This window comes from Sphingomonas sp. KRR8 (assembly GCF_023559245.1).
GTDB lineage: Bacteria > Pseudomonadota > Alphaproteobacteria > Sphingomonadales > Sphingomonadaceae > Sphingomicrobium.
The window spans coordinates 2,493,280-2,516,220 of sequence record NZ_CP097462.1 but is presented as its reverse complement, the minus strand read 5'-3'; the positions used below and the strand labels follow the sequence as shown (position 1 = coordinate 2,516,220).

The following is a 22,941-nucleotide window of genomic DNA, read 5'->3' as shown; positions in this document are numbered from 1 at the left end:
CGACTACCGCTTCCGCCCGCCGGCGGCCGCCTTCTTCGGCGCTGCCTCGGCCTTCTTCGGCGCGGCCTTCTTCGCCGCCGGCTTCTTGGCCGGGGCGGCGGCATTGTCGTTGCCGGCATCGTCGCCAAGGCTCTTCTTGAGCGCCGCCATCAGGTCGATGACGTTGCTCTTCTGCGGCTTGTCGCCTTCCGGATCCTGGATGACCAGCTCGCCCTTGTTCTTGCGCTTCTCCTCGATGAGGCTGCGAAGCGCATCGACGTAGCGGTTGTGGAACTCTTCCGGCGCGAACTCGCCGCTCTTCTTCTCGATCAGCGTTCCGGCAAGGTCGAGCAGGTCGGGGTCGGGCTTCGCGTCCTCGATCTCGCGGAAGTAACTCGCCGCCTTGTTGACCTCGTCGGCGTAGCGCAGTGTCTCCAGCAGCATGCCCCGTCCGCACGGCTTCAGCGCGACGACATATTCCTGGCCGCGCATGGCCAGCTGCCCGATGCCGATCTTGCGCGCCGCCCGAAGCGCGTCGCGCACCACGATGTAGGCTTCTTCGGCGAGGTCGTCGGCCGGGACCACGAAGTAGGGCTTGTCATAGTAGATGGCGTCCACGTCGCCGATGTCGACGAACTGGACGAGGTCCAGCGTCTTGCGGCTCTCCAGCTTGACGCTCTCGATCTCCTCGGGCTCCAGCAGGACATATTCGCCCTTGCTGACCTCATAGCCTTTGACGACGTCGTCGGTGTTCACCGGGCCGATGCCGGGTACCACTTTCTCATATTTGATCCTTTTGCCGCTCGGCTCATGGATCTGGTGAAAGGCGATGGCCGCGCCGGACTTGGTCGCCGGGTAGATTTCCACCGGGATGGACACCAGCGCCAGCTTGATCTGTCCGCGCCAGGCGGGGCGTGCGGCCATTGAAGGGCTCCTGCTCGTTTCGTTGCTACACCGATTCAATCACTGGGCGGGCCAAGCGTTCCGGACTAGGGAGCCGCCGATGATCGATCAGCCACCTGCCCCCGTCGAGATTGTCGTGACAGGCCGATCGCTCGAAGCCACCCGCGGGGAGCGGCTGCTGCGGCCGACGGTGATCGGCCCGGCCGAGCTTGCCCAGACTCCGGTCAGCGGGCTCGACCAGCTGCTGACGGCCGAGGCTGGTGTGCAGCTTTTCCGCCGCTCGGACGCGCGCTCGGCCAATCCGACCAGCCAGGGCATCACCCTGCGTGCGCTGGGCGGCAACGCCGCCAGCCGCACCTTGCTGATCCTCGACGGCGTTCCGCAGACCGATCCGTTCGGCGGCTGGGCGCCGTGGCCGGCCTTCGACCCGGCAGGCCTGGCCGAAGTGCGGATCACGCGCGGGGGCGGCAGCGTGACCGCCGGCCCGGGTGCCCTCGCCGGCGTGATCGACCTCACCAGCCGGAGCGATGAGCGCCTGCGCGCCGAGGTCGAGGGCGGCAGCCGGGGTTCGCTGCAGGGAGCGCTTGGGGTGGGCGCAGCGGTCGGCGGCGGTCGGCTCGCCCTGTCCGGAAACGCCGCACGCGGTGACGGCTTCGTACCGATCGTGGCCCAGGACCGTGGCCCGGCCGATCGCGCCGCCCCCTACCGCAATGCCGCCGCCCGCCTGCGTTATCTCGTCCCCGTCGGAAGTGCGGAGCTTCAGGCCAGCGTGTCGGGCTTCACCGACCGGCGCGACCGGGGGGTCGACTATAGCGCCAACCTGTCGCGCGGCGCCGACGCCTCGCTGCGACTGGTCGGCCGTGGTGCCCTGCCCTTCGTCCTGCTCGGCTACGGCCAGTGGCGCGGGTTCGAGAATGGCTCGGCGGCAGTCAGCCGAGGACGCACCGTCGCCACGCCCGCCGCCCTGCAATATGACGTGCCCTCGCACGCCTTTGGCGGAAGCGCCGAACTGCGGCCCCGCCTGCTGCCCGGAGTGGAAGTGCGCGTCGGTACCGACCTGCGCGCCATGGCGGGCCGGTCGCTTGAATATGGCAGCTACACGGCCGCGCTCACCCCGACGCGCGACCGCCGCTCGGGCGGGCACAGCGGCACCGCCGGCCTGTTCGGCGAGGCCAGCACCACGCTCGGGCCGATCGACCTCAGCGCCGCCGCCCGCCTCGACCGCTGGTGGATCGGCGGCGGCTTCTTCCAGGACCGCACGATCACCACGGCCATGCTCAACCAGGACCTCCGCTACGCCGGGCGCCGCGGCTGGCGCCCGACCGCCCGGGTTGCCGGTGCCCTCGCCCTTGGGTCCGGCGTGACCCTCAGCAGCGCCGCCTACCTTGGCTGGCGCCTGCCCACGCTCAACGAACTCTTCCGCCCCTTCCGGGCCGGCAGTGACGCCACCGCCGCCAATCCCATGCTCAAGCCAGAGCGGCTGCGCGGCGCCGAAGCGGCGCTGGCATGGCAGCGGGGCGGCTGGTCGGCATCGGCCACCGCCTTCACCAACCGCCTGCTCGATCCCGTCGCCAACGTCACGCTCGCGACCGGTCCCGGCACCTTTCCGCAAGTCGGCTTCGTCGCAGCCGGCGGAGCCTATCGCCAGCGCCAGAACCTTCCGGCCATCCGCAGCCAGGGCGTCGAACTGGCCGGCGGCTGGAGCGGCGGACCATGGCGGGCGCGCCTGTCGGCCAGCGTCACGGACGCCCGCGTACGTGCGCCCGGGCTGGACGGCCTCCGCCCGGCCCAGACGCCCCGCACCGCCGTCGGCGCCAGCGTCGGCTGGAGCGACCGCGACCGCTTCGCCGCCCTCACCCTCACCCGCACGGGCGCGCAGTATGAGGACGATCTCAATACCCAGCGCCTGCCAGCCGCTACGGTCGTGGGCCTGAGCGGCGGAGTGCCCATCAGCCCGCATCTCGCGGTGACCGCACGCGCCGAGAACCTGCTCAATGAGACGGTGCTGGCAGGCATCAGTGGTAATGGCGTGCGGGAACGGGCGACGCCACGGACGCTGTGGGTGGGGTTGCGGTGGCGGTGAGAGGTTGCGCCACCCAGTCGCCGCACGGCTGAACTGCCCCCGGCAGTTCAGCTTATCGTGCGCGCTCCAATTTGCGCCTTGCGCAAAACGGAGCGGGTGAAGGGAATCGAACCCTCGTCGTAAGCTTGGAAGGCTTCTGCTCTACCATTGAGCTACACCCGCACGCCTTGCGCGCGCTGGCCGCTTGCCACGGTCGCCGCCCGCCGGTCAACCGCCTCGTCAGGCCGCGGTCGGCGCCGTGCTCAGCCCCAGCGCCGGAATGCCGATCGACCGGCGCCCGCCGAAATCGGTCCGCAGAACGATCAGCCCGAGCTTCTCCAGATGCTCGATCAGACGCCGGATCCGTCCGGGCGAGCTGGTGCCGTAGATCTGCGCCAGGCGCCCGTCGTCGGGGCAATCCTCTCCCAGCTGCGCCGCCCGCGCGATCAGCAGATAAGGGCCGAGCAGGTCGTCCGGCACCGCCGCCGCCGAGCGCAACACCGCGTCCCACTGCGGATCCGCCGGGTCGGCGATCCCCGCCGCCGCCATGGCGAAGCGGCGCCGGAATGCGTCAAGGTCGAGCTCGCGCCCGGTCAGCCCCTTCATCCGCGCCCGCACGGAAAAGTCCTGGTACAGCGACGGCAGCGGCTGAAAGGTGCTCCCCTCCTCCGCCGCCATGTCGGCGAGGATGGCGGCCAGCGCTTCGCCATGGTCGGGCGCGAACAGGTCGGGCTCGGGCTCGACAGTCGCCGGAACGGCCTGCCCGGCAATCTGCTCGATCAGCACTTCCGCGGAGGGCGGCGGTGGGTCGGGAGCCCGGATGACCGGCTCAGCCTCTGGCTCGGCCGCCAGCAGCAGCGCCTGCATGTCATTCTTCGCGACGTCGGGCAGCGGCATCAGCGCATGGGCCCCGCCCCTTGTCGCCGTTCTCACCGTCCCGATCCGCACTGCGACCGGGCGCCGGCTGACCGCCGGACCCAGTCCCAGGAAGTGGCCCCGCTCAAGATCGCGGATCTGCTCCGCCTGGCGCCGCTCCATGCCGAGCAGGTCGGCCGCCCGCGCCATGTCGATGTCGAGGAAGGTCCGGCCCATCAGGAAGTTGGAGGCCTCGGCGGCGACATTCTTGGCGAGCTTCGCCAGCCGCTGGGTCGCGATCACGCCGGCCAGCCCGCGCTTGCGGCCCCGGCACATCAGGTTGGTCATCGCCGCCAGCGAGACCCGCCGCGCATCGTCGCTGACCTCGCCCGCCGCCGCCGGCGCGAACAGCTGCGCCTCGTCGACCACCACCATGGCGGGATACCATTGCTCGCGCGGGGCATCGAACAGCCCCGCCAGGAACCGCGCGGCGCAGCGCATCTGGTTGTCGACTTCCAGCCCGTCGAGCGCCAGCACCACCGACACGCGATGCTGCCGAACGCGCGCGGCGATGCTGCTGACCTCCGCATCGCTGAGGCCCGCGCCGTCGACCACCACATGGCCGAACGGCTCGGCCAGGGTAACGAAATCGCCCTCCGGATCGATCACGATCTGTTGCACCAGCCCGGCGCTCTCCTCGAGCAGCCGGCGCAGCAGGTGCGACTTGCCCGACCCGCTATTGCCCTGGACGAGCAAGCGGGTGGCCAGCAGTTCCTCGATGTCGACGGTGACGTCGGCGCCGCTGGGCGTCGCCCCGATCACGATGGATGCACTCACCGGCCAAGCTCATACCCGCACCGGCCCAACCCGCAACCCGCCCCGCCGAACTTCTGGCGGTCGCCCGCCCAGCCATGCGCGCGACCTCGTTCAAGCCAGGAGCCTTAATGTCTGCTATCGACCCATTGCGGACATTCACGCGACGAAAGTAGCCCCGTTCCAGACCAGGAGGCGGGGCTTCTTCGATCTGCACAAAACCTGTGGCAATGCGCTGTGTTGATGATCTGAATACAAGTCATTGCGAAGCTTTAACGATTGAGGGATAGTCGCGCCTAGTTGCCGGAGTCGCACGTAGGGTACCTCACTCTTCAAAGGGAGATGGATCATGACGTTTACGCGGGTCAGGGTTGCTATCGGAGCATCGATAGCTCTTAGCGTTCTGCCACTAGGATTAGCTTTAAGCGCGCCTGTCATTGCTCAGCCGCTCCCTAGTGGACCGTACACCTGCAAAGCAGGACTAGTTTGGCGAGAGGCATTTCCGCAGGACTTTGTTTGCGTCTCACTTAAGAGACGACAAGCCGTCAAAACGGAAAACGATCTACAAGCTACGCGTAGGCAACCGGGTGGCGGAAACTACGGGGCCGACACCTGCCGCTCCCCCTTCGTCTGGCGTGAAGCGAGACCTTCCGATCACGTCTGCGTCTCTGGCACCAGCCGAGACACGGCACGCGACGAAAATGGCAAAGCCGTGCTCGGGTTAGTCAAACCGTCGGGACTTCCGACGGGCGAAGTAGATGTTTGGACCGATAGGGCTAATCAACTCGAGAAGCGGATGCGCGCTCAACTTCGCGGCTTCTCTCCTAATGCCCTTGTTTCATTCTGGGTGTCGAGCCCTGACTATTACAATTCTCATCCGATCCGACTGGGCGATCTCACGACGAATTCAGCGGGAGCCATACCCGCGATGACTCAGGTGGCGCAGCTCACCTGCCTTAGCCCGAACGCTCCAACGATTGTCGTTGCCCAAGATCACAAGTCGGGGAGAGTGGTCCGCGCAGCTCAGGAGAGCGACATCATCCGGTGCTGACGCTACTGTCTTCGAAGTATTCGACACGGGAAGCGATAAGCCTGTCAGTCAAAAGCCGCTGAGCTTCAAGCGCAAGACTGTCAGCTTGCCAGCAAAAAGCCCCCGCTTCCAGATCAAGGACGCGGGGGCTTTTCCTTATCACAGCGCGCCACAGCGAATGTCTGCTTTCGACCCATTGCGGACATTAGCGCGTCGTTGGATCAGCCCTCAGCTTAGTAAGCAGAAAATCGCACGCTTCAGTTTCGCTACCGAACGTCCGCGTGTCCTGCTCCATCCCGCGCTCGCTGTAGAACACGGACCAGCCGAACGGCTCCTCTCGAAGCACGTAGGCCTCGCTCTTGCCTTCGCCCGACAAGTCGCAGGCATCGGGTCGGATGCCCTCCGCTTGCAACGCCGCCCGAAGTTCTGATCCATCCATCTCGCGACCGTCGCATACCGAACGTCTGCTTTCCACCCAAAGCAGACATTCAAATAGCCCTTGAACAATAGGATTACGGTTGCTTCGCTGCCGTTGCGGGCCGTCCGGGTCTTTGACAATCGCATTCCCCTGAAGGGCCGCAAACGAGCACTCGCGGCGCTCCGGGCGAGGGTCACAGGAGGGAAACTTGGAAACTTCGGCGCTGAGGCGCGCGATTGGCGCAAATCAGGCGAAAAGTTCCTTGCCGTCGTCCCCGGAAACGGGCCTCACCATGGAAACTTCGTGACCCGGACCATCCGCCTTTTCATCTGACGCCGGCAGGTGCCCCCTTCCGGCCAGACTGTCGCAACGACTACGGAGTCGTCCCGCCGCTCGCCACTGCCGGCGTGAGCGCGTCGGGCGCGTCGGGCGCGCTGCGCACCACGCGCCACTCGCCGGGCAGATAATCCAGGCTCATGTAATAATAGAAGGCGCAGCCGTTGTTCTCGACAAAGGCGCCGCCCTTGAGCAGGCCCAGGGCGGTGGTGCCGATGAATACCGGCGCGCCGCTGTCGCCCTTGCTGCACACCGGCCCCTGCACGGTTACCCAGCTGGCGGAGCAGAGCCCGCCGCACAGCTCCCCGGGCGGCGCGAAGTCGGTCAGCTCGACCTCGGCGCAGCTCGCGCCCGACAATTCGCCGCGCTTGCACACCCAGTCGCCCGCGCGAGTCATCGGCCGGGTCAGCCACCCGCTCACCGGCCGGGCGATCGTCTTGGCGGTGTCGGCGAAGAACAGGGCCGAGCCGGGTCCGCTGCCGGCCATCACCTGCACGTCGCGGGCGCCGGCGCCCCAGCTGCCGACCATGGTCAGCAACCGCTCCTCGCCGTCCGGTCCGCGATAGGTCAACTGGTCGGGGCAGTGCGCCGCCGTGGTGATGGCGCGGTTGTTGCCCGCAGTGACCACGAAGCCGGTGGTGCAGACGTAATTGTGCCCGCCCTGAGGACCGACCACCCGCCCGCCGCCGTTGGCCGAGGCGTTGGCGATGGTCCCGCTGATCAGCCTGACCCGCACCGGAACGCCGGCGATGGCAGTCAGCCGCGCTTCCGTCGCCGCCACGGGCTCGACCGCATTCGCGGCGCGCTGGAACACCAGCAGCGTGCCGTTGCGCGGATCCGCGCCCATTCCGCGAATGCCTGGAACCGCCGTCGACAGGGCGCTGCGGTGGGCATCGAGCGCCGCCAGCACTGCCGCGCGGGTCGCGCCAGCGCCGCCACGCAGCTCGACGGGGACCTGCATTCCTCCCGACGGCATCAGCAGCCGGGTCGACGGCATCTCTCCGGTCAGCAGCACCACCAGGTGCCAGTCGGGCTGGTGCTCGACGAACAGGCCCGCCAGACGGTCGGCAAACTGGACCCGCAGGCGGTCGGCTGCTCCAATGCTCGCCAATTGCAGCCGCAGTCGGCGCAATCCTTCGTCAGGACTGACCTGGTGCGCAGTGGCGTAGCTCGCCGCATCGAACGCAAGTGCCTCTGCCGGGCTTTGCACGTGCGGGTCGGCGGCAAGCGCCGGCACCGCCAGCATCGCCAGGATCAGTAGCAAAATCGTGCGCATCGCCGCTGTTTAGCACCTTCTGGCTGAACGGAGGGGTAGCGCAGGCGAGTCGTGCCGCCTAGAGTCGGCTGCATGACGCCTGAGGGGAATGGCTTCGACTGGCGCCGGGGCGGTATCGCGGCGGGAGCACTGATCGCCACGCTGATCCTGCTCGGCATGGTGCTGCTCGTCACTCTCGCCAACCAGGCGCGCGACACGGCCCTTGCCGGTGAGCGCCACGCCTATGACGTGACCCTGCTGGTCCGCTCGCTCGACGCGACCCTTTCGCGGTCGGAGGCCGCGCTTGGCCGGTTCGTGCTCGACGAAGACACGTCCGACCAGGGCACGGGCGCCATCTACGCCGACCAGTGGCGACTTGCGGGCTATCAGCTCAGCCAGCTTCACAGCCTGGTGAAGCGGGACCCCGAGCAACGGATCCGAGTGACGGAGCTGGAGGCGCTGTACAATGAGCGCGGACTGGAACTGGGCGCCGCCGCCAAGGCCGCCTCTGCCAAGCAGGAGCAGGGCGGCGTTCCGCTTTATTATGCGGCCAGCCGCTCCGCCACCGGCCCCGAACTGCGCGCCAAGCTGGCCGAAATCGCCACGGCGGAGCGCAACGTCCTCCGCAGGTCGATGCGCCAGACCCAGATCTTCTCTGGCCGCGCCGACCGGCTGACCGACTATCTGTCATGGCTCGGGATTTTCGGCGGGATCATGGCGATCACGCTGGGGCTGCTCGCCACCCAGATCTGGCGCGAGAACCTGCGGGCCCGCCGCGAAGCCGACACGCTCGAGGACGCGGTCGCGCTGCGCACGCAGGAGTTGAGCGCGGCCTATCAGGCACTGAAAGCCGAGGCTGAAGAGCGCGAAGCCGCCGAGGCCCAGCTTCGCCAAGTGCAAAAGATGGAGGCGGTCGGCCAGCTCACGGGCGGGATCGCGCACGACTTCAACAACATGCTCGCGGTGGTGGTCGGCGGCCTCGACCTCGCGCGGCGCCGGCTGAACGGCCCTCGCAGCGAGGTGCTGCTGCACCTCACCAACGCCATGGAAGGCGCCACCCGCGCCGCCGCATTGACCCGCCGCCTGCTGTCCTTCGCCCGCGCCGAGCCGTTGCTGCCGGTCCGGGTCGACGCGGGCGAGCTGGTGTCCGGGATGTCCGACCTGCTCGACCGCACGCTTGGCGAGCGCATCCGGGTGAAGGTCGAAACCGTGGCGGGCGGCTCGCCCGTTTTCGTCGACCCGCACCAGCTGGAGAATGCGATCCTCAATCTCGCGGTCAATGGCCGTGATGCGATGGAGGGTGTCGGAGACCTCACCATCAGGACGGAGAATGTCTCGCTTGGCGCCGGGGAAGTCGGTGAACTCCCGGCGGGCGACTATGTCCGTTTCTCCGTCACGGACACCGGCAGCGGCATGACACCCGAGGTGATCGAGCGCGCGTTCGAGCCCTTTTTCACGACGAAAGAAGTTGGAAAGGGTACCGGCCTAGGCTTGTCGCAGATCTTCGGCTTTGCCCATCAGTCGGGCGGGGAAGTGACGATCGACAGCGTCGTAGGCGTGGGCACGACCGTCGCCATCCTCCTGCCCAGGGCAGCCGGAGCGTCGGCCGAGGTAAGGATGCACCCGGCGATGAACCAGCGCGACTCGGTCGATCCCAGCGTTCCGGGCGCTCGCATCCTGCTGGTAGAGGACGACCCACGGGTGCGCGCCGCGACCATGGGCGCGCTCGAGGACCTGGGTTACGAACCGGTGGCCTGCGAGGGCGGGGCCGACGCCATTCGCCTGTTCGACAGCCAGCCGTTCGACCTCGTCATCTCCGACGTGATCATGCCCGAGATGACCGGGCCCGAACTGGTCCGCGAGATCAAATCGCGCTGCCAGCGGACCGCCATCCTGTTCGTCACGGGATACGTTGGTGAGGGCGAGAGCGAGGACCTCGTCGGCCATGAGCTGCTGCGCAAGCCGTTCACCGTCAGCGGCCTCGCGCAGGCGGTTGCCACCGCCCTCCAGCGCAACCCGCCGCAGCACGATCAGGGTCAGGCAGCGTAAGCTAAGGAGGCCGGGTCTACGCCGGCACCTACAGCGCCTTTTCGTAGATCCGGTAGATCTTGTTGACCCATGCGCCCGGCAACTGCGCGATCGAGATCATGCCCTGGTTGTCATCCAGCACCCAGCCGAACTCGCCGTGTGTCGCGCCATAGACGTTGACGCTGGCCTGGCGGCAGTGCTCGATCATCATGAAGGCCAGCTGGCCGGCCTGGCGGCTGCCCTGCAGGTCCCGGGTCACGCCCATCAACGGAACGCGCATCCGCTTCACTCGCGGCTTTCTGAGGCGCCACAGCAGCTTGGCCCAACCGAACGGGAACAGCCGGCCGTCCAGGTCGCGGATCAGCTCGTTGATGTCGGGGATGGTGATCATGAACGCCTTGGGCACGCCGTCCACCTCCGCCACCACCACCAGGTCCTCGAAGATGATCGGCTTCAATTTCTTGCCGGCGTAGGCGATCTCGGCCGGGGTGAGGGGCACGAAGCCCCAATTGTCCGACCAGGCGTCGTTCAGAAGATTGAGGATCAGCCTAGCCTCCTCGTCGAACCGACTCTTGTCGACTTGGCGCAGCCGGATCCGCGGATTGCGCTTCCCGCTGTCGATCAGGCGATTGAGGATCGGCGGATATTCGATCCGGATGTCGAGCTCGTAGGTGTAGAGGTCCTTGGCCTTCCCGTAGCCGGCCGCTTCCCACCAGCCCTTATACTCGCGACGGTGATGGCCCATCATCGCGGTCGGCGCCTCGTCATAGCCCTCGACCAGCAGGCCAGGCTGGTCCCAGATTGACAGGCTGATCGGGCCCAGCGCGCGGGTCATGCCCTTGTCGCGCAGCCACTGCTCCGCCGTTTGCAGAAGCTTGGCCCCAGCCTCTTGCTCCAGCGTCTCGTACATCCCGATCTGGCCGGTGCCCGCGCCCATATGGTCGAGCACCAGCTGGTCGACCTGGGCGCTCACCCGCCCGACCACCTTGCCGTCGCGTTCCGCCAGCCACAACGCGGCTTCGGCATGCTCGAACCAGGGGTTCTTCTTGGGGTCGATCAGCCCGAGTTCCTCGTCCTTGAGGGGCGGCACCCAGAAAGGGTCGTCCTTGTAGACGTCCCACAGGAAGTCGACGAAGCGGCGGCGGTCGGCGGTAGTGGTCACCGGACGGATGGCAAGGGTCATTGCGCCTGCGTAGCGGGCGCGTGCGCAGTCGCCTAGAGCGCGCTCTCGGCGGCGCTCAGCGCGTAGCCCTGCTGACGAACATTACAAATGAGCTCGCTTTCCCCCGGTGCGTTGAGCGCGTGTCGCAGGCGGCGAAAGCAGGTCCGCAGGTTCGCCATCTCCAGCGTACGGCCCTGCCACAGTGTCTGCTCCAGTTCCTCGCGGCTGAAGACATGGGTTGGCCGCGCCATCATCAACGTCAGCAATTGCACCTGCAGTGCGCTAAGCAGGATCGTTCGTCCGTTGCGCCAGGCCTTGAAGCGGGTGGGATCCATCAACAGGTCGCCATAGCGGAGCATCGCCGGCGAATCATCATGATCATTGTCGGGCGCGAAATCGGAGGTCGACATGGGGGCGGCTTGAAGCAAGCCGTCAAGTCAACCGCGCTTCCGCAGCATGATGTTTTTATGACAGACCGGTCCACTCATTTACCGTGACTTGATTATGACGAGACTATTACTTGCATGACGCAAGTTCGATTCTCTTTCTCTTCGCGCAACTGCAACATTTCTGACGCGACTCCTTTCTAAAGGGCTTTCAACCACCGCACAGTGGTGGGGGGTCAAGGAAAGCTATAACATGTCGAAATTCGCTCGGGCCGGCGCCAGCGCTCCGTCCGCCCTTCGCCACACCATGGTCGCGTTGCTGCTCGCCGGGACGGCCACTCCCGTGTTCGCGCAGGCCGATCAGACCACCGCCCCGGGCTCGGGTACTCCGGCCGGCATTCCCTCCACTTCCGGCGAGGCTCCGCGCAGCGATGCAGCGCTGGCCGACCAGGCGAGCCGTGACCGCGCTTCGCGACCGGCCAACGGCGGCCTGACCGAGATCGTGGTCACCGCGACCAAGCGCGAGACCAATCTCCAGAAGACCCCGATCGCCATCTCGGTCGTCGACACCAAGGCGATCCAGGACCGCCACATCCAGAGCCTGATCAACCTGGCCGACGGCTCGGTTCCGAGCCTCCGGGTGGCAACCTTCGAAGCGCGGCAGTCCGCGCTGACCATCGGCATCCGCGGCATCGTTCCTTTCGACCAGAACCAGACCGCCCGCGAACCGGGCGTCGGCGTCTACGTGGACGGCGTTTACCTCGGTCGCTCGCAGGGCCTCAACGCCGCGCTGTTCGACGTCGAGCGCATCGAGGTCCTTCGTGGTCCTCAAGGAACGCTTTTCGGTCGCAACACCGAAGGCGGCGCGCTGAGCATCGTCACCGCCGCCCCAACCGGGGTATTCTCCGGGAGGGTCCTCGCCGGTGTCGGCAATTACGGCGGACGCGAGGGAGAGATGCACATCAATCTCCCGTCATTCGCCAATATCGCGATCAAGGTGGATGCGGTTTACCAGCACCAGGATCCGACCACCAGGAACCCGGCGTCAGGCCAATATGGCTGGAACTATTACAACCGGGTCGGCGGGCGGGTCGCGGCCCGTTGGAAGCCGGTCGATGGGCTGACCGTGGATCTCGCCTACGATCAGGCAAAGGACGAGAACACGCCCTTCTACAGCCAGCTGATCGACTATAACCCGCTTGGCCGGACGGTAGGCCAATATGTGCTCAATCCCACCACCAACCGCTATGTGCTGGTAGCCCCGGGCACTCCGGCCGGAACGTTCACCGCCTGCACCAGCTGCATCGCACCCTTGTCACCGCTGGTGCAGGTCAGCGGCGACCACCGCATGTCGGAAGCCGATCTGGGCGTCATCCAGCAGCCGAGCGTCGACCAGACGCACGGCTTTACCGGCGCGATCCGCTACAAGCTGACGCCCGGCCTCGAACTTCGCTCGATCACCGCATGGCGCGGCGTCGAGACCCACCAGTGGGACGGTTCGGCCGGTGCCCACCGCAGCGCGTTCGTGCCGAACGGTCAATTCGGCCGCTACAGCCTGTCGGAACTGTTCCAGCATCAGTTCAGTCAGGAATTCCAGATCGTCGGCAGCCTGCCGCAGCTCGATTACGTGCTCGGCGCCAACTACTTCAACGAGCATGTCTCGGAAGCGGCCGCCACTCCGAACCCGCAACAGTGGAACGCCACTGGCACGGCCTACACCTTCGTCAACCAGGTCGCGCCCAACCCGCTCGCGCCGATCACGTCCAGCAATCAGGGCTGGGACCGTCGCGACTGGTTCATCCAGCGTGACAGCCAGGCCGTCGGCAAGAGCTGGGGCGTGTTCGGTCAGGCGACCTACACGCCCGCCGGCCTCGACATCCTCCACATCACCGCCGGTGGCCGCTACTCGCACGACAAGCGTGACGGCTCACTCTTCGTCCTGAATGGCACGCCGGTTCCCTACCAGCTTCACTACAAGAACGGTCGGTTCGATCCGCTCGCGATCGTCTCTCTGGATGCGGCGCCCAGCGTCAACCTGTACGCCAAATACTCGAGCGGCTTCCGGGCCGGCGGCGCGAATGCCCGTTCGGCGACGTTCCGGGCCTTCGACCCTGAGTCGGTCAAAGCTTATGAGGTCGGCGCCAAGGCCGACTTCTTCGATCATCGAGCCCGGCTCAACGTCGCGGCTTACCTGATGAACCGCAAGAACACGCAGATCGACTTCGACTTCGTCGACACCACTCAGTTCCTGCCGAACGGCACGCCCAGCCCGACTTTCAACCTCCACACGGAGGAAACGGTCAACGTTCCGGGCAAGTCGAAGATCAAGGGGGTTGAGGTCGAACTCACCGTCAAGCCAGTCGAGGGCGTGACCCTCGGAGCGTCCTACTCCTACACCGACATCAAGGTGCCGGCGACGCCCAACCCGCTGGCAGGTCCGAACTTCGGCCAGATCACGCAGGTGTTCACTGTCTATACCCCGAAGCACGCGGGCTCGGCCTACGCCAATTGGGATCTGCCGCTGACTCCGGGCGACTATCGCGGTGCCAAGGTCCGGCTGCACCTCGACGGCAACTGGGCTGGCCCGCAGTACAGCTTCCAGGCCGAGAACGTGAAGACCGACAAGAGCTTCATCATGAACGGCAGCCTGGCGCTGGCGGATGTTCCGCTCTCGCCGGGGGTCAAGGGCACCTTGAACCTGTGGGCCCGCAACCTGCTCAACGAAGATCACATCTATCGCCGTTCAAACGCCAATGCGGCCGTGATCGGCGACTATGCGAACTTCAATGCGCCGAGGACCTTCGGCCTGCAGGGCATCGTCAGCTTCGCGCCGCCGCCGCCCATGCCGGTGGTCGCTGCCCCGCCGCCGCCGCCACCGCCGTCGCCCCCCGCACCGGCTCCGGCGACCCAGACCTGCGCTGACGGCTCGGTGATCCTGGCGACCGAGGCCTGCCCGTCGCCGCCGCCTCCGCCTCTGCCGCCGCCGCCCGCTCCCGAGCGCGGCTAAGCGAACGGGCTGGGCGCCGGTCCAGCCAACCAGGACAAGGGCTCCGAAGCACCGCTTTGGAGCCCTTTTCATGTACGCCGCGGCTTGTGCCCGGCTGCAATTGATCTGCATCATTCATTGTCGCGCCACATGCCGGCCACTATTTCCCACTATGTCCTTTCTCCAAGGACCCGGGATTTCACATGACCAACGCGACACTCAGCACTGGCGGCTTCGCCCGCGCCACCGACAGCGTTTCGGGCGCGCGCCGCTCCGTGCCCGCCGACGACAAGGCGATGCTCAAGGCAGCCGCCAACCTGACGCGCGATCTCAACACGCCGGACGCGCGGATCTACTGGGCCGACCTGATCGGCTCCGCTCTGCTGGGCTATCTGACGCTGGCCGGTGCCCTCATTGCGCATGGGTGGGAAGCATGGGCCAGCGGCCTCGTCGCCATTCTCGCGCTCTATCGCGCCGGCAGCTTCATTCACGAAGTCAGCCATATCAAGCACAGCCAGCTGCCCGGCTTCCGCACCGCCTGGAATGCCGTCGTCGGCGTGCCGCTACTGGCGCCCTCATTCCTGTACGAAGGCGTCCACAACCAGCATCACGCCAAGACTTATTACGGCACGGTCGACGATCCTGAATATCTGCCGCTTGCGCTGATGAAGCCCTGGACCCTGCCGGTCTTCCTCATCGTCGCCGCGCTCGCGCCGATCGGAATGCTGATCCGCTTCGGCATTCTCGCGCCGCTGTCACTGCTCTCGCCGAGGCTCCGCGACCTTGTCGTGGGCCGGCTATCCGGCCTGCAGATCAACCCCGAATTCCGGCGCAAGCGCCCGGAAGGCGACTTCGCGCGCCTGTGGGCCCGGCTCGAGATCGCCAGCAGCATCTGGGCGCTCACCCTCATCGCGCTGGCTGCCACCGGCGTCATTCCGGTCCGCGCTTTCCTGATCGTGCTGGGCGTGATGAGCGGGGTCATGTTCCTGAACCAGGTCCGCACCCTCGTCGCGCACCTGTGGGAGAATGACGGCGAGCCGATGAGCGTCACCGCCCAATATCTCGACAGCGTCAACGTCCCGCCGCCGGGCACCCTCCCGGCGCTGTGGGCGCCGGTTGGCCTGCGCTACCATGCGCTTCACCATCTGCTTCCGGGCGTGCCCTACCACAATCTGGGGGAGGCACACCGGCGGCTGGCCGCGGCGCTGGACGGCGATAGCGCCTATCATGTGACCAATCATTGCGGTCTGTTCCCGCTGGTCGCGCGGCTTGCCCGCTCGACCATGCGCCACCGCTAGGATCGCATTTCCTACTTCAGCTTGTCGGCCACGTCGTCGAAGCTGGTGAACTGAACACGCTGGCCATTGAGCTCGAACGTCGGGGTGCCCGTCACCCCGGCGCCCTGCGCCTTTTCCAGCGCGGCGTTCACCCACGCCATGCCCTTGGCGTCCGACACACAGCGATCCACCGCGGCGCCGGTCAGCCCGAAGCGCGCGGCCAGCGGCTTCATGCCGGTGACTGCCACCAGCTGACGGTTGAGCTCCGCATCGCCCTTCTGGCCGGCGGCCTCCAGCGCCGTCCGGTCCGCCGCCTGCAGCTTGTCGGTGAAGCCGCGCGTCGCTTGGTAATAGGCATCCACGAACTGGAAGCGCCGGCTCACCGGCACGCAGCGGGCGATCAGCGTGGCGGCGACATCGTGCGGAAAGATGATGAACGGGCGATATTCGAATCGGACCCGCCCGGCCCTCACCGCCTTCATGATCGTGGGCCCGGCCAGCTTGTTGAATTCGGCGCAATGGGGGCAGTTCAGCGCGCCATATTCGACCAGCGTCTTGGGCGCGTTGCGGCGGCCGATCTGCCAGCCGACGGGCGTGTCGTTGACCGGCATCATCGCCGGTGCGGCAGCCGCCGCCATCAGGGTCAGGATCATGATCACTCCTCGGAGCGGACCAGCACGGTCTCGCCAATCAACAGAAACAGCAGGAATGGTGCCCAGGCGGCGAGCAGCGGCGGGTATGCGCCGACATTACCCATCGCCAGGGCGAAATTGTCCGCGACGAAATAGGCAAAGCCCAGCGCCATGCCGATCGCCGCGCGGGCAAGCACCTGGCCCGATCGCGCAAGCCCGAACGCCGCCACCGCGGCCAGCAACGGCATGAGGATCGTCGACAGCGGCTCGGAAATCTTGTGCCACAGGCCCGTCTCGACTGCGTCGGTCTGCCTCCCGGCGGCCCGCAGTTCGGCGATATTGTCCCGCAGCCGACCGAGGCTGCGGGTCTCGGGATCGATCTTGGCCAAGGTAAAGCGGCCCGGCTCGACCCCAACCAGTTCACGCAGAGTGGGCAGCTTGCGGATCATGTTCTGGCCCGAATCGTAGACGGTCACATTCTGCAGCTGCCATGCGCCGGGCACCTGCACCGCACGCTCGGCCTTGATGATGCGCGCGATGCTGTTGCCCTGCCGGTCGTAAAGCCTGACGCCCTGCAGGCGGGTTGCTGCGCCGCGTCCGATCACGAGGTCGGCGCGGACCATGTCATCGCCGTTGGTGACCCACACGTTGCTGGTCACCAGGCTTTCCGGCGGCAATGGCTTGTAGTCGTTGCCGTCCCACGCCGACAGTTCGGCCGTCGCCTTGGTCACCACATATTCGTCGAACGCGAACGAAACGCCGGCCAGCACCACGCTGACCAGGATCAGGGGAGCAATCACCTGATGCGCCGACAGCCCTGCGGCCTTCATTGCGATCACTTCGCTGTTCTGGTTTAGCGTGACGAACACGATCAACGTGCCCAGCAGGAACGAGAAGGGGAAAGCGAAGGCCACGATCTGCGGCAGTCGAAGCGCGACATAGTGCCACACTTCGGCGTTGGTATTGCCGGGCACCGCCAGGATCTTGCTGCTTTCGCTGAGCAGGTTCAGCATCATCAGCACGAGGCTGAGGCTGAACAGCACCGCGATCCCGCGGGTGAGGAACAGCTTGCCGGTATAGAACGCCAGCCGCCTGGACGGGAAGAAGTTGAAGTTGATCATGCCGCCGCCTCGGTCTCGCGCCCGAACTGCGGCAGCAGCCGCCGGATGGACGAGGCGAGCTTGGCGAAGGCACGTTCCAGCGCGCCGATCGGCTGGCCGCCAGGCTTGCTCGACAGGGTCCGATACATCCAGATGATCAGCGCGGCGAACAGGACGAACGGGATCCACAACGCCACTTCAGGGATCAGCCGTCCCTGCGACCCCGCGCCCTGGGCCCATTGATTGATCTTGTGGTAGCTGACCACGATCACGATCCCGATGAAGATGCCGAGCGACGATGACGAGCGCTTGGGCGGGACCGCCAGCGACACCGCCAGCAACGGCAGCAGCAGCATCATCACCACCTCGACCATCCGGAACTGCAAGTTGGCGCGCGCCGCCAGGTTCGCCTGCCCGCTGGTTCCGCCGCCATAAGCGTCGTGCGACAGCTCGGGCAGCGTCTTTTCCTCCACCGAATTGCCCTCGGCGCCGCGGGCGCGGAAGCTGTCCACCCGGGGCAGGGCGATTGGCAGGTCGTAGCTCTGGAACGCCAGGGTGCGTGGCGTGATGAATTTGGGATTGTCCTGGATGAGCTTGCCCCGCTCCAGCCGGAACAGGATGGTGTCGGGGTCGTCGGTCGACAGGAATCGGCCATGCTCGGCGGTGGCGACGACGCTGTTGCCCTTCTTGTCGTCGACCTGGACGAAGATGCCGTGAAGCTGCGTGCCATTCCGCTCCGACCGGTCGATGCGCAGCGTCAGCCGCCGCGACAGGGTGTTGAACTCCCCGACCTTGAGGCTCGCCCCCAGCGCGCCCGACCGCAAGTCGAAGCGCAGGCGCTCATAGCCATAATGTGTCCAGGGCTGCAGCCAGCCGACAATGAACAGGTTCAGCAGCAGCAGGCCGACCGCATAGGCATAAGGCACCCTCAGCAGCCGCCCGAACCCCGCGCCGATCCCGCGCAGGGCATCCAGCTCGCTGCTGGTCGCCAGCTTGCGAAAGGCGAGCAGGATGCCGAGCAGCAGGCCAATCGGGATCCCCAGCGCGAAATATTCCGGAAGCAGGTTGGCAAGCATCCGCCACACCACGCTGACCGGCCCGCCCGCGTTCACCACGAAGTCGAACAAGCGCAGCATCTTGTCGAGGACGAGCAGCATGGCGGCGAGCAGCAGCGTGCCGAGCAGCGGTACCGCCACCGAACGGCTGATGTAGCGATCAATCAGGGACATTCGCTGCGCACGCCGTTTATCTGCCTGGCACCATTATTTGGCCGCAAAGCCGCGCCATAACGGCATTGTTGGTCTGGGGCTATTCCCGGCCGCGTCTGAATGCCAGCTTATCATGCACGCACGAGACAAGGGTAAGAGCAGCTCGCGGCACCCGATTTCGGGTCGCATGATCGTGCGCGCCGGATGTGGGTGGGCGGAGTAGATATGGCTGTCCGCATCGCCCTCCTGTCCAACCCCAAGTCGACCGGCAACCTCAGCAAGCTGCCGCGCATCCGCGCCTTCTGCGCCGAGCATCCCGACATCTTCCATTACGAGGTCGAGCAGGCCAGCCAGATCGGTGAGGCGATGAAGACCATTGCCCGGGTCCGGCCCTGCCTGCTGGTCATCAACGGCGGCGATGGCACTGTCCAGGCCGCCCTCACCGAACTGCACAATGGTGGCCACTTCGGCACGGATGTTCCGCCCGTCGCGGTGCTGCCCAACGGCAAGACCAACCTCATCGCTCTCGACCTCGGCGCGCACGGCGATCCGGTAGTCGCGCTCGGCCGGCTCCTTGAAATTGCGCGCAACGATCTTGCGGGCCACGTCGTGGCGCGCGAGCTCATCGCCCTTCGCTGCGGCACCGGCGAGCAGCGTCCGGTGATCGGAATGTTCCTGGGCGGCGCCGGCCTGGCCGACACCATGCTCTACTGCCGCAACCGCATCTACCCGCTGGGTCTGCCCAATGGGATCAGCCACGGCATCACGGCTGCCGCCGTCATCTTCCGGGCCTTGTTCGGTCTCAAGGCAGGCTTTCTCCCGCCCGAGCCCTCGCCGCTCCAGGTGTCGGTCTCGCGCGACGGCAAGATCAGCGGCCGCTTCGCGCTGCTGGCGGTCACCACGCTCGAAAAGTTGCTGCTCGGCACCGGCATGCGCACCGAGGGTGCCGGCCGGCTCAAGCTGCTGGCGATCGAGCAGCGCCCTGCGTCCATGCTTCGCGGCATCTTCGCAATGCTTTCCAGCACCCTCGTCAAGGGCAAGCTAAGGGGCGTCCATGTTGAGCAGGCGGACGAGATTCAGATCGACGGCGATCGCTCCAGCGTCATCCTCGATGGCGAGACCTTCGAGGCGCGCACCGGTCGCCCCATCCACCTCAGCCGGGCGCAGCCGCTCTCCTTCGTCCGGCTCGCCGCCTGATTCCTTGAGCCAGCTGTTCGAACTGGTTCGGGCCGAGCTCGAACAGCCGGTCGACCCGCGCGTGTCCGCCATGGCCGCGGCGATTGCCGGGCGGCACGGCAAGGCTGCCCGCGCCGTGCTCTTTTACGGCTCGTGCCTGCGGGAAAGTCAGCTCGATGGGCTGATGCTCGACTTCTACCTGATCGTGTCGGACTATCGCGCGGCCTACGACCGGCGCTGGCTGGCGACCGCTAACCGGCTGATCCCGCCCAACGTCTTTCCGTTCGAGCATGACGGCCTCACCGCCAAATATGCGGTGCTGAGCGAGGCCGACTTCCACCGCCTCAACGGCCCGGAAACCCGCAATCCGTCCGTCTGGGCGCGCTTTGCCCAGCCTTCGCGCCTCGTATGGTCTTCCGACGTCGCCGCGGCCGGGCGGGCCGTCGCGGCCGTCGCCCGCGCTGCCCCCACCCTGCTCAGCGCCGCGCTGGCCGAATTGCCCAACGACCAGCCGCCGCTGGACCTGTGGCGCGGCGCTTTTGCTCTGACCTACTCGGCTGAGCTCCGGGCCGAGAAGAAGAGCAAGGGCGTGTCGGTCGTTGACGCCGACCGCGCGCGCTACGAGCGGTTCACCGCGCCCGCGCTTGCCGCCGCCCGCGCCGAGGGCCGCCGCCGCCACGCCAGCTGGCGCCGCCGCCGGCTGGAGGGAAAGGCCCTGTCCGTCCTCCGCCTCGCCAAGGCCAGCGCCACCTTCGCCGGCGGCGCCGAATATATCGCATGGAAGATCAATCGCCATGCGGGCACGGACATTGTGCTCAAGCCGTGGCAACGGCGGCATCCCCTGCTGGCCGCGATCAGCCTCGCGCCCAAGCTCCTGCGCAGCAAGGCGATCCGCTAGCTAATCGAGCACCACCCAGGTGGGCGCATGGTCGCTGGCCTTCTCCTCCCCGCGCACCCACTTGTCGACGCCGGCAGCGACCAGCCGATCGGTCGCCGCCGGGCTCAGAAGCAGGTGGTCGATCCGGAAGCCCGCGTCGCGCTGCCAGCAGCCGGCCGTATAGTCCCAGAAGGTCCAGAGCTTATCTTCGCGGGGGTGAAGCGCGCGCAGAGCGTCGGTCCAGCCCTGGAACAGCAGCTTGCGCCACGCGACCCGCGTGTCAGGCTGAAGCAGCGCGTCATGCGCCATCCTCTCCGCCGACCAGACGTCGCGGTCCTCGGCCACGACGTTATAATCTCCCGCCATCACCACCGACCGCTCACTGGTCAGCAGCTCGGCCGCATGGTCGCGCAGCCGCTCCATCCAACGCAGCTTGTAGTCGAACTTCTCGGTTCCGATCGGATTGCCGTTGGGGAGGTAAAGCGACGCGATCACCACGCCGCCGACGTCCGCCTCGATATAGCGGCTGTGGCTGTCGTCGGGATCGCCCGGCAGGCCAACCCGCCGCAATTCCGGAGTCGCGCCCCGGGCCAGGATGGCGACTCCGTTGAAGCCCTTCTGCCCGTGCCAGACGGCGCCATAACCGGCCGCCTCGATGTCCCCCACGGGCAGCGCTTCGTCGGCGCATTTGAGCTCCTGCAGGCAGGCGACGTCCGGCTGCTCACGCTGCAGCCACTCGATCAGGCGCGGCAGCCGGGCGCGGATGCCGTTGATGTTGAACGTCGCGATCTTCATGGGGCCGGCTTAGCCAAGCCTGTTCAGCATTGCGAGCGCAGCGCAGCTAGACCGAGAAGCTGCTTCCGCACCCGCACCCGCTGGCCGCGTTGGGGTTGAGTACCTTGAACGCCGATCCGCCAAGGTCCTCAACGAAATCGACCTCGCTTCCATCGAGCAAACCCAGGCTCACACTATCGACCACCAATTTGACGCCCTCCGTCTCGGCCACGGTATCGTCGGCCTCGACGCTCTCGGCCAAGCCGAACTTATAGGAGAAACCGGCACAACCGCCGCCATCGACCGAGAGCCGCAGAACCGCGGGCTTGGCTTGGCGCTCGGCAATCCAGGCGACACGCTTCGCGGCGGAAGGGGTAAGGGTCAGGCTGGTCACGGTGGCGAGATAAGAAGCCTCGCCCGGGCTCACAAGCTTAGCGGGCGCGGCTGTTGGCCGGTCCGCCCAGAGCGACCTGGTCCATCGACGAGCCGCCGCCGCTGCTGCGCAGGGCCATGATGTAGTCGGTCGACTTCATGAAGGGGATCGGGTTGACCGCACGGCCGTCGATCCGGACTTCATAGTGAAGGTGACTGCCGGTGGAGCGGCCGGTCGAACCCATGCGGGCGATGAGGTCGCCGCGCTTCACTCGCTGGCCGTCGTGCACGAGCACTTGGCTCAAGTGGCCGTAGCGGGTCTCGATGCCGCGGCCGTGGTCGATCTTGATGAGGTTGCCGTAGCCGCCGTTGTTCCAGCCGGCCGTCTCGACCGTTCCGTCGGCGGTGGCATAGATTGGCGTCCCGATCGGCCCGGCCAGGTCGATCCCAGCGTGCATCGCCGCGCGGCCCTGGAACGGGTCGGAGCGGACGCCATAGCTGGAGGTAAAGGCGGCGGTCCGGACCGGCTTGTCACTCGGCACCGCGAACACGCCGTCCTGCAAGGTGTCGAGGCGCTTCCAGCTGGTAAACAGCGCCTTGAACGTCGGGTCGGCCCCGCCCCGCAGGGAGTCCAGCGGGCCACCGCGGCCTTCGGCGCCCACGCGCGCCGGCGTGAGGCCAAGCTTCTTCAACTCGCCGGCGGTGACCTGGTAGCGGACGTCCAGCGCCTTGGCGACGAGTGCCGCCTGCTCGGCCTGCAGGCTCTCGAGCTTGGCAAGCTCACCTTTCACGGCCGGCCCCGCAGCCTTGGTCACGGTGGCGAGCAAGGCCGGATCGACATTGCGACCGACCAGCAACGCCTCGATCACGGCCTGCCGCTGCTCGATCAGCCGGGCGCGGGCTTCGATCGTGCTCGACGGCGCCGACGGCGAGGCGGCGATCACGGCCGGCTTGGCACTCATCAGGCGGGTGGTGGCGAACGCCGACCAACCCACCAGCAATGCTGCAAGGGCAAGAAGGATCAACTGGAACGGAGCGGAAAGGCGAATACGACGGAGGCGGGCACCATCATGGACGAACAGGTCGCGGCTGCGCAGCAGTCCGTTCGTCATCGTCAGGGCATGCGCCATCGGCTCGTTCGCTCCACGTCTCGACAGTTTCGGACCACGCCCGATCTGGCGCAGTCCGTGGCTGCAATACTAAGGTTCGGGAGCTCCCCAGCCCCGTCGCCGCACGCCCGGATTGCCCCTCCGGCCATGTTGCAATCGGGAAAAGACCTAGGTTGGTTAAGCAATTCAACCTTTGTTGCCGC

General features: G+C 66.7%; 18 protein-coding genes and 1 tRNA gene. 6 read left to right on the top strand and 13 right to left on the bottom strand.

The window, feature by feature from the left end; translation table 11 throughout:
* Positions 1-3: 3 nt before the first annotated feature.
* The gene (gene ku / locus M8312_RS12705; protein WP_250118054.1) at positions 4-903 is read right to left on the bottom strand and encodes a non-homologous end joining protein Ku; all 900 of its coding nucleotides are present in this window, start codon (positions 901-903) and stop codon (positions 4-6) included.
* A gap of 79 nt (positions 904-982) precedes the next feature.
* Here ku and M8312_RS12700 point away from each other — a divergent pair, with 79 nt between their 5' ends.
* The gene (locus M8312_RS12700; RefSeq protein ID WP_250118053.1) at positions 983-2,965 is read left to right on the top strand and encodes a TonB-dependent receptor; all 1,983 of its coding nucleotides are present in this window, start codon (positions 983-985) and stop codon (positions 2,963-2,965) included.
* Positions 2,966-3,056: 91 nt separating this feature from the next.
* Here M8312_RS12700 and M8312_RS12695 read toward each other — a convergent pair.
* From M8312_RS12695 to M8312_RS12680, 4 genes are all read right to left on the bottom strand, one after another.
* Positions 3,057-3,127: transfer RNA gene (locus tag M8312_RS12695), tRNA-Gly, on the bottom strand.
* 57 nt (positions 3,128-3,184) lie between these two features.
* On the bottom strand, positions 3,185-4,636 hold the full coding sequence (locus tag M8312_RS12690; protein WP_250118052.1) for a helicase HerA domain-containing protein: 1,452 nt from the start codon (positions 4,634-4,636) through the stop codon (positions 3,185-3,187).
* Positions 4,637-5,847: 1,211 nt separating this feature from the next.
* Positions 5,848-6,081 (bottom strand): hypothetical protein, encoded by a 234-nt coding sequence (locus tag M8312_RS12685; RefSeq protein ID WP_250118051.1) that lies wholly within the window; start codon positions 6,079-6,081, stop codon positions 5,848-5,850.
* Positions 6,082-6,433: 352 nt separating this feature from the next.
* A complete protein-coding gene (locus M8312_RS12680; RefSeq protein WP_250118050.1) occupies positions 6,434-7,672 on the bottom strand; it encodes a chymotrypsin family serine protease in 1,239 nt (412 codons plus the stop codon).
* A gap of 72 nt (positions 7,673-7,744) precedes the next feature.
* Here M8312_RS12680 and M8312_RS12675 point away from each other — a divergent pair, with 72 nt between their 5' ends.
* Positions 7,745-9,700, top strand: coding sequence for an ATP-binding protein (locus tag M8312_RS12675; protein WP_250118049.1), 1,956 nt, complete (start codon positions 7,745-7,747; stop codon positions 9,698-9,700).
* 28 nt (positions 9,701-9,728) lie between these two features.
* On the opposite strand, the gene M8312_RS12670 is transcribed toward M8312_RS12675, so the two are convergent.
* Together M8312_RS12670 and M8312_RS12665 are read right to left on the bottom strand one after the other, a co-directional pair.
* Positions 9,729-10,862, bottom strand: a complete 1,134-nt coding sequence (locus M8312_RS12670; RefSeq protein ID WP_250118048.1) for a GNAT family N-acetyltransferase — start codon at positions 10,860-10,862, stop codon at positions 9,729-9,731.
* Between the two features lie 32 nt (positions 10,863-10,894).
* Positions 10,895-11,251, bottom strand: coding sequence for a winged helix-turn-helix domain-containing protein (locus M8312_RS12665; protein WP_250118047.1), 357 nt, complete (start codon positions 11,249-11,251; stop codon positions 10,895-10,897).
* Between the two features lie 229 nt (positions 11,252-11,480).
* Between M8312_RS12665 and M8312_RS12660 the strand changes: the two genes are divergently transcribed.
* Both M8312_RS12660 and M8312_RS12655 read left to right on the top strand, forming a co-directional pair.
* Positions 11,481-14,234, top strand: a complete 2,754-nt coding sequence (locus M8312_RS12660) for a TonB-dependent receptor (RefSeq protein ID WP_250118046.1) — start codon at positions 11,481-11,483, stop codon at positions 14,232-14,234.
* 182 nt (positions 14,235-14,416) lie between these two features.
* Positions 14,417-15,511: a fatty acid desaturase family protein gene (locus M8312_RS12655; protein WP_250118045.1), complete on the top strand. Its 1,095-nt coding sequence runs from the start codon at positions 14,417-14,419 to the stop codon at positions 15,509-15,511.
* Positions 15,512-15,522: 11 nt separating this feature from the next.
* On the opposite strand, the gene M8312_RS12650 is transcribed toward M8312_RS12655, so the two are convergent.
* The 3 genes from M8312_RS12650 to lptF are packed head-to-tail and all read right to left on the bottom strand — an operon-like array spanning position 15,523 to position 18,451.
* A complete protein-coding gene (locus tag M8312_RS12650) occupies positions 15,523-16,143 on the bottom strand; it encodes a DsbA family protein (protein WP_250118044.1) in 621 nt (206 codons plus the stop codon).
* A 2-nt stretch (positions 16,144-16,145) separates the two neighbouring features.
* The gene (gene lptG, locus M8312_RS12645) at positions 16,146-17,243 is read right to left on the bottom strand and encodes an LPS export ABC transporter permease LptG (RefSeq protein WP_250118043.1); all 1,098 of its coding nucleotides are present in this window, start codon (positions 17,241-17,243) and stop codon (positions 16,146-16,148) included.
* On the bottom strand, positions 17,240-18,451 hold the full coding sequence (gene lptF, locus M8312_RS12640) for an LPS export ABC transporter permease LptF (RefSeq protein WP_250118042.1): 1,212 nt from the start codon (positions 18,449-18,451) through the stop codon (positions 17,240-17,242). Before lptF ends, lptG begins: the two co-directional genes overlap by 4 nt.
* 204 nt (positions 18,452-18,655) lie before the next feature.
* On the opposite strand from lptF, the gene M8312_RS12635 reads away from it, so the two are divergent.
* Positions 18,656-19,627 (top strand): diacylglycerol/lipid kinase family protein, encoded by a 972-nt coding sequence (locus M8312_RS12635; RefSeq protein ID WP_250118041.1) that lies wholly within the window; start codon positions 18,656-18,658, stop codon positions 19,625-19,627.
* A 4-nt stretch (positions 19,628-19,631) separates the two neighbouring features.
* Entirely contained in the window at positions 19,632-20,504 is an 873-nt protein-coding gene (locus M8312_RS12630) for a hypothetical protein (RefSeq protein ID WP_250118040.1), read from the top strand.
* On the opposite strand, the gene xth is transcribed toward M8312_RS12630, so the two are convergent.
* From xth to M8312_RS12615, 3 genes are read right to left on the bottom strand one after another with little or no spacing between them, the layout of a single operon-like run.
* Positions 20,505-21,278: an exodeoxyribonuclease III gene (gene xth, locus M8312_RS12625; protein ID WP_250118039.1), complete on the bottom strand. Its 774-nt coding sequence runs from the start codon at positions 21,276-21,278 to the stop codon at positions 20,505-20,507.
* A 46-nt stretch (positions 21,279-21,324) separates the two neighbouring features.
* Complete coding sequence (erpA, locus tag M8312_RS12620; protein ID WP_250118038.1) at positions 21,325-21,651, bottom strand: iron-sulfur cluster insertion protein ErpA; 327 nt, start codon at positions 21,649-21,651, stop codon at positions 21,325-21,327.
* A 37-nt stretch (positions 21,652-21,688) separates the two neighbouring features.
* Complete coding sequence (locus M8312_RS12615; RefSeq protein ID WP_250118037.1) at positions 21,689-22,759, bottom strand: M23 family metallopeptidase; 1,071 nt, start codon at positions 22,757-22,759, stop codon at positions 21,689-21,691.
* Between the last annotated feature and the right edge of the window lie 182 nt (positions 22,760-22,941).

Coding starts and splice junctions, on each gene's coding strand:
- lptF (WP_250118042.1), bottom strand. CDS start 18,451: ATGTCCCTGATTGATCGCTACATCAGCCGTTCGGTGGCGGTACCGCTG.
- M8312_RS12660 (WP_250118046.1), top strand. CDS start 11,481: ATGTCGAAATTCGCTCGGGCCGGCGCCAGCGCTCCGTCCGCCCTTCGC.
- M8312_RS12650 (WP_250118044.1), bottom strand. CDS start 16,143: ATGATCCTGACCCTGATGGCGGCGGCTGCCGCACCGGCGATGATGCCG.
- M8312_RS12635 (WP_250118041.1), top strand. CDS start 18,656: ATGGCTGTCCGCATCGCCCTCCTGTCCAACCCCAAGTCGACCGGCAAC.
- M8312_RS12675 (WP_250118049.1), top strand. CDS start 7,745: ATGACGCCTGAGGGGAATGGCTTCGACTGGCGCCGGGGCGGTATCGCG.
- M8312_RS12685 (WP_250118051.1), bottom strand. CDS start 6,081: ATGGATGGATCAGAACTTCGGGCGGCGTTGCAAGCGGAGGGCATCCGA.
- M8312_RS12670 (WP_250118048.1), bottom strand. CDS start 10,862: ATGACCCTTGCCATCCGTCCGGTGACCACTACCGCCGACCGCCGCCGC.
- ku (WP_250118054.1), bottom strand. CDS start 903: ATGGCCGCACGCCCCGCCTGGCGCGGACAGATCAAGCTGGCGCTGGTG.
- M8312_RS12615 (WP_250118037.1), bottom strand. CDS start 22,759: ATGGCGCATGCCCTGACGATGACGAACGGACTGCTGCGCAGCCGCGAC.
- M8312_RS12655 (WP_250118045.1), top strand. CDS start 14,417: ATGACCAACGCGACACTCAGCACTGGCGGCTTCGCCCGCGCCACCGAC.
- M8312_RS12700 (WP_250118053.1), top strand. CDS start 983: ATGATCGATCAGCCACCTGCCCCCGTCGAGATTGTCGTGACAGGCCGA.
- lptG (WP_250118043.1), bottom strand. CDS start 17,243: ATGATCAACTTCAACTTCTTCCCGTCCAGGCGGCTGGCGTTCTATACC.
- M8312_RS12665 (WP_250118047.1), bottom strand. CDS start 11,251: ATGTCGACCTCCGATTTCGCGCCCGACAATGATCATGATGATTCGCCG.
- M8312_RS12680 (WP_250118050.1), bottom strand. CDS start 7,672: ATGCGCACGATTTTGCTACTGATCCTGGCGATGCTGGCGGTGCCGGCG.
- xth (WP_250118039.1), bottom strand. CDS start 21,278: ATGAAGATCGCGACGTTCAACATCAACGGCATCCGCGCCCGGCTGCCG.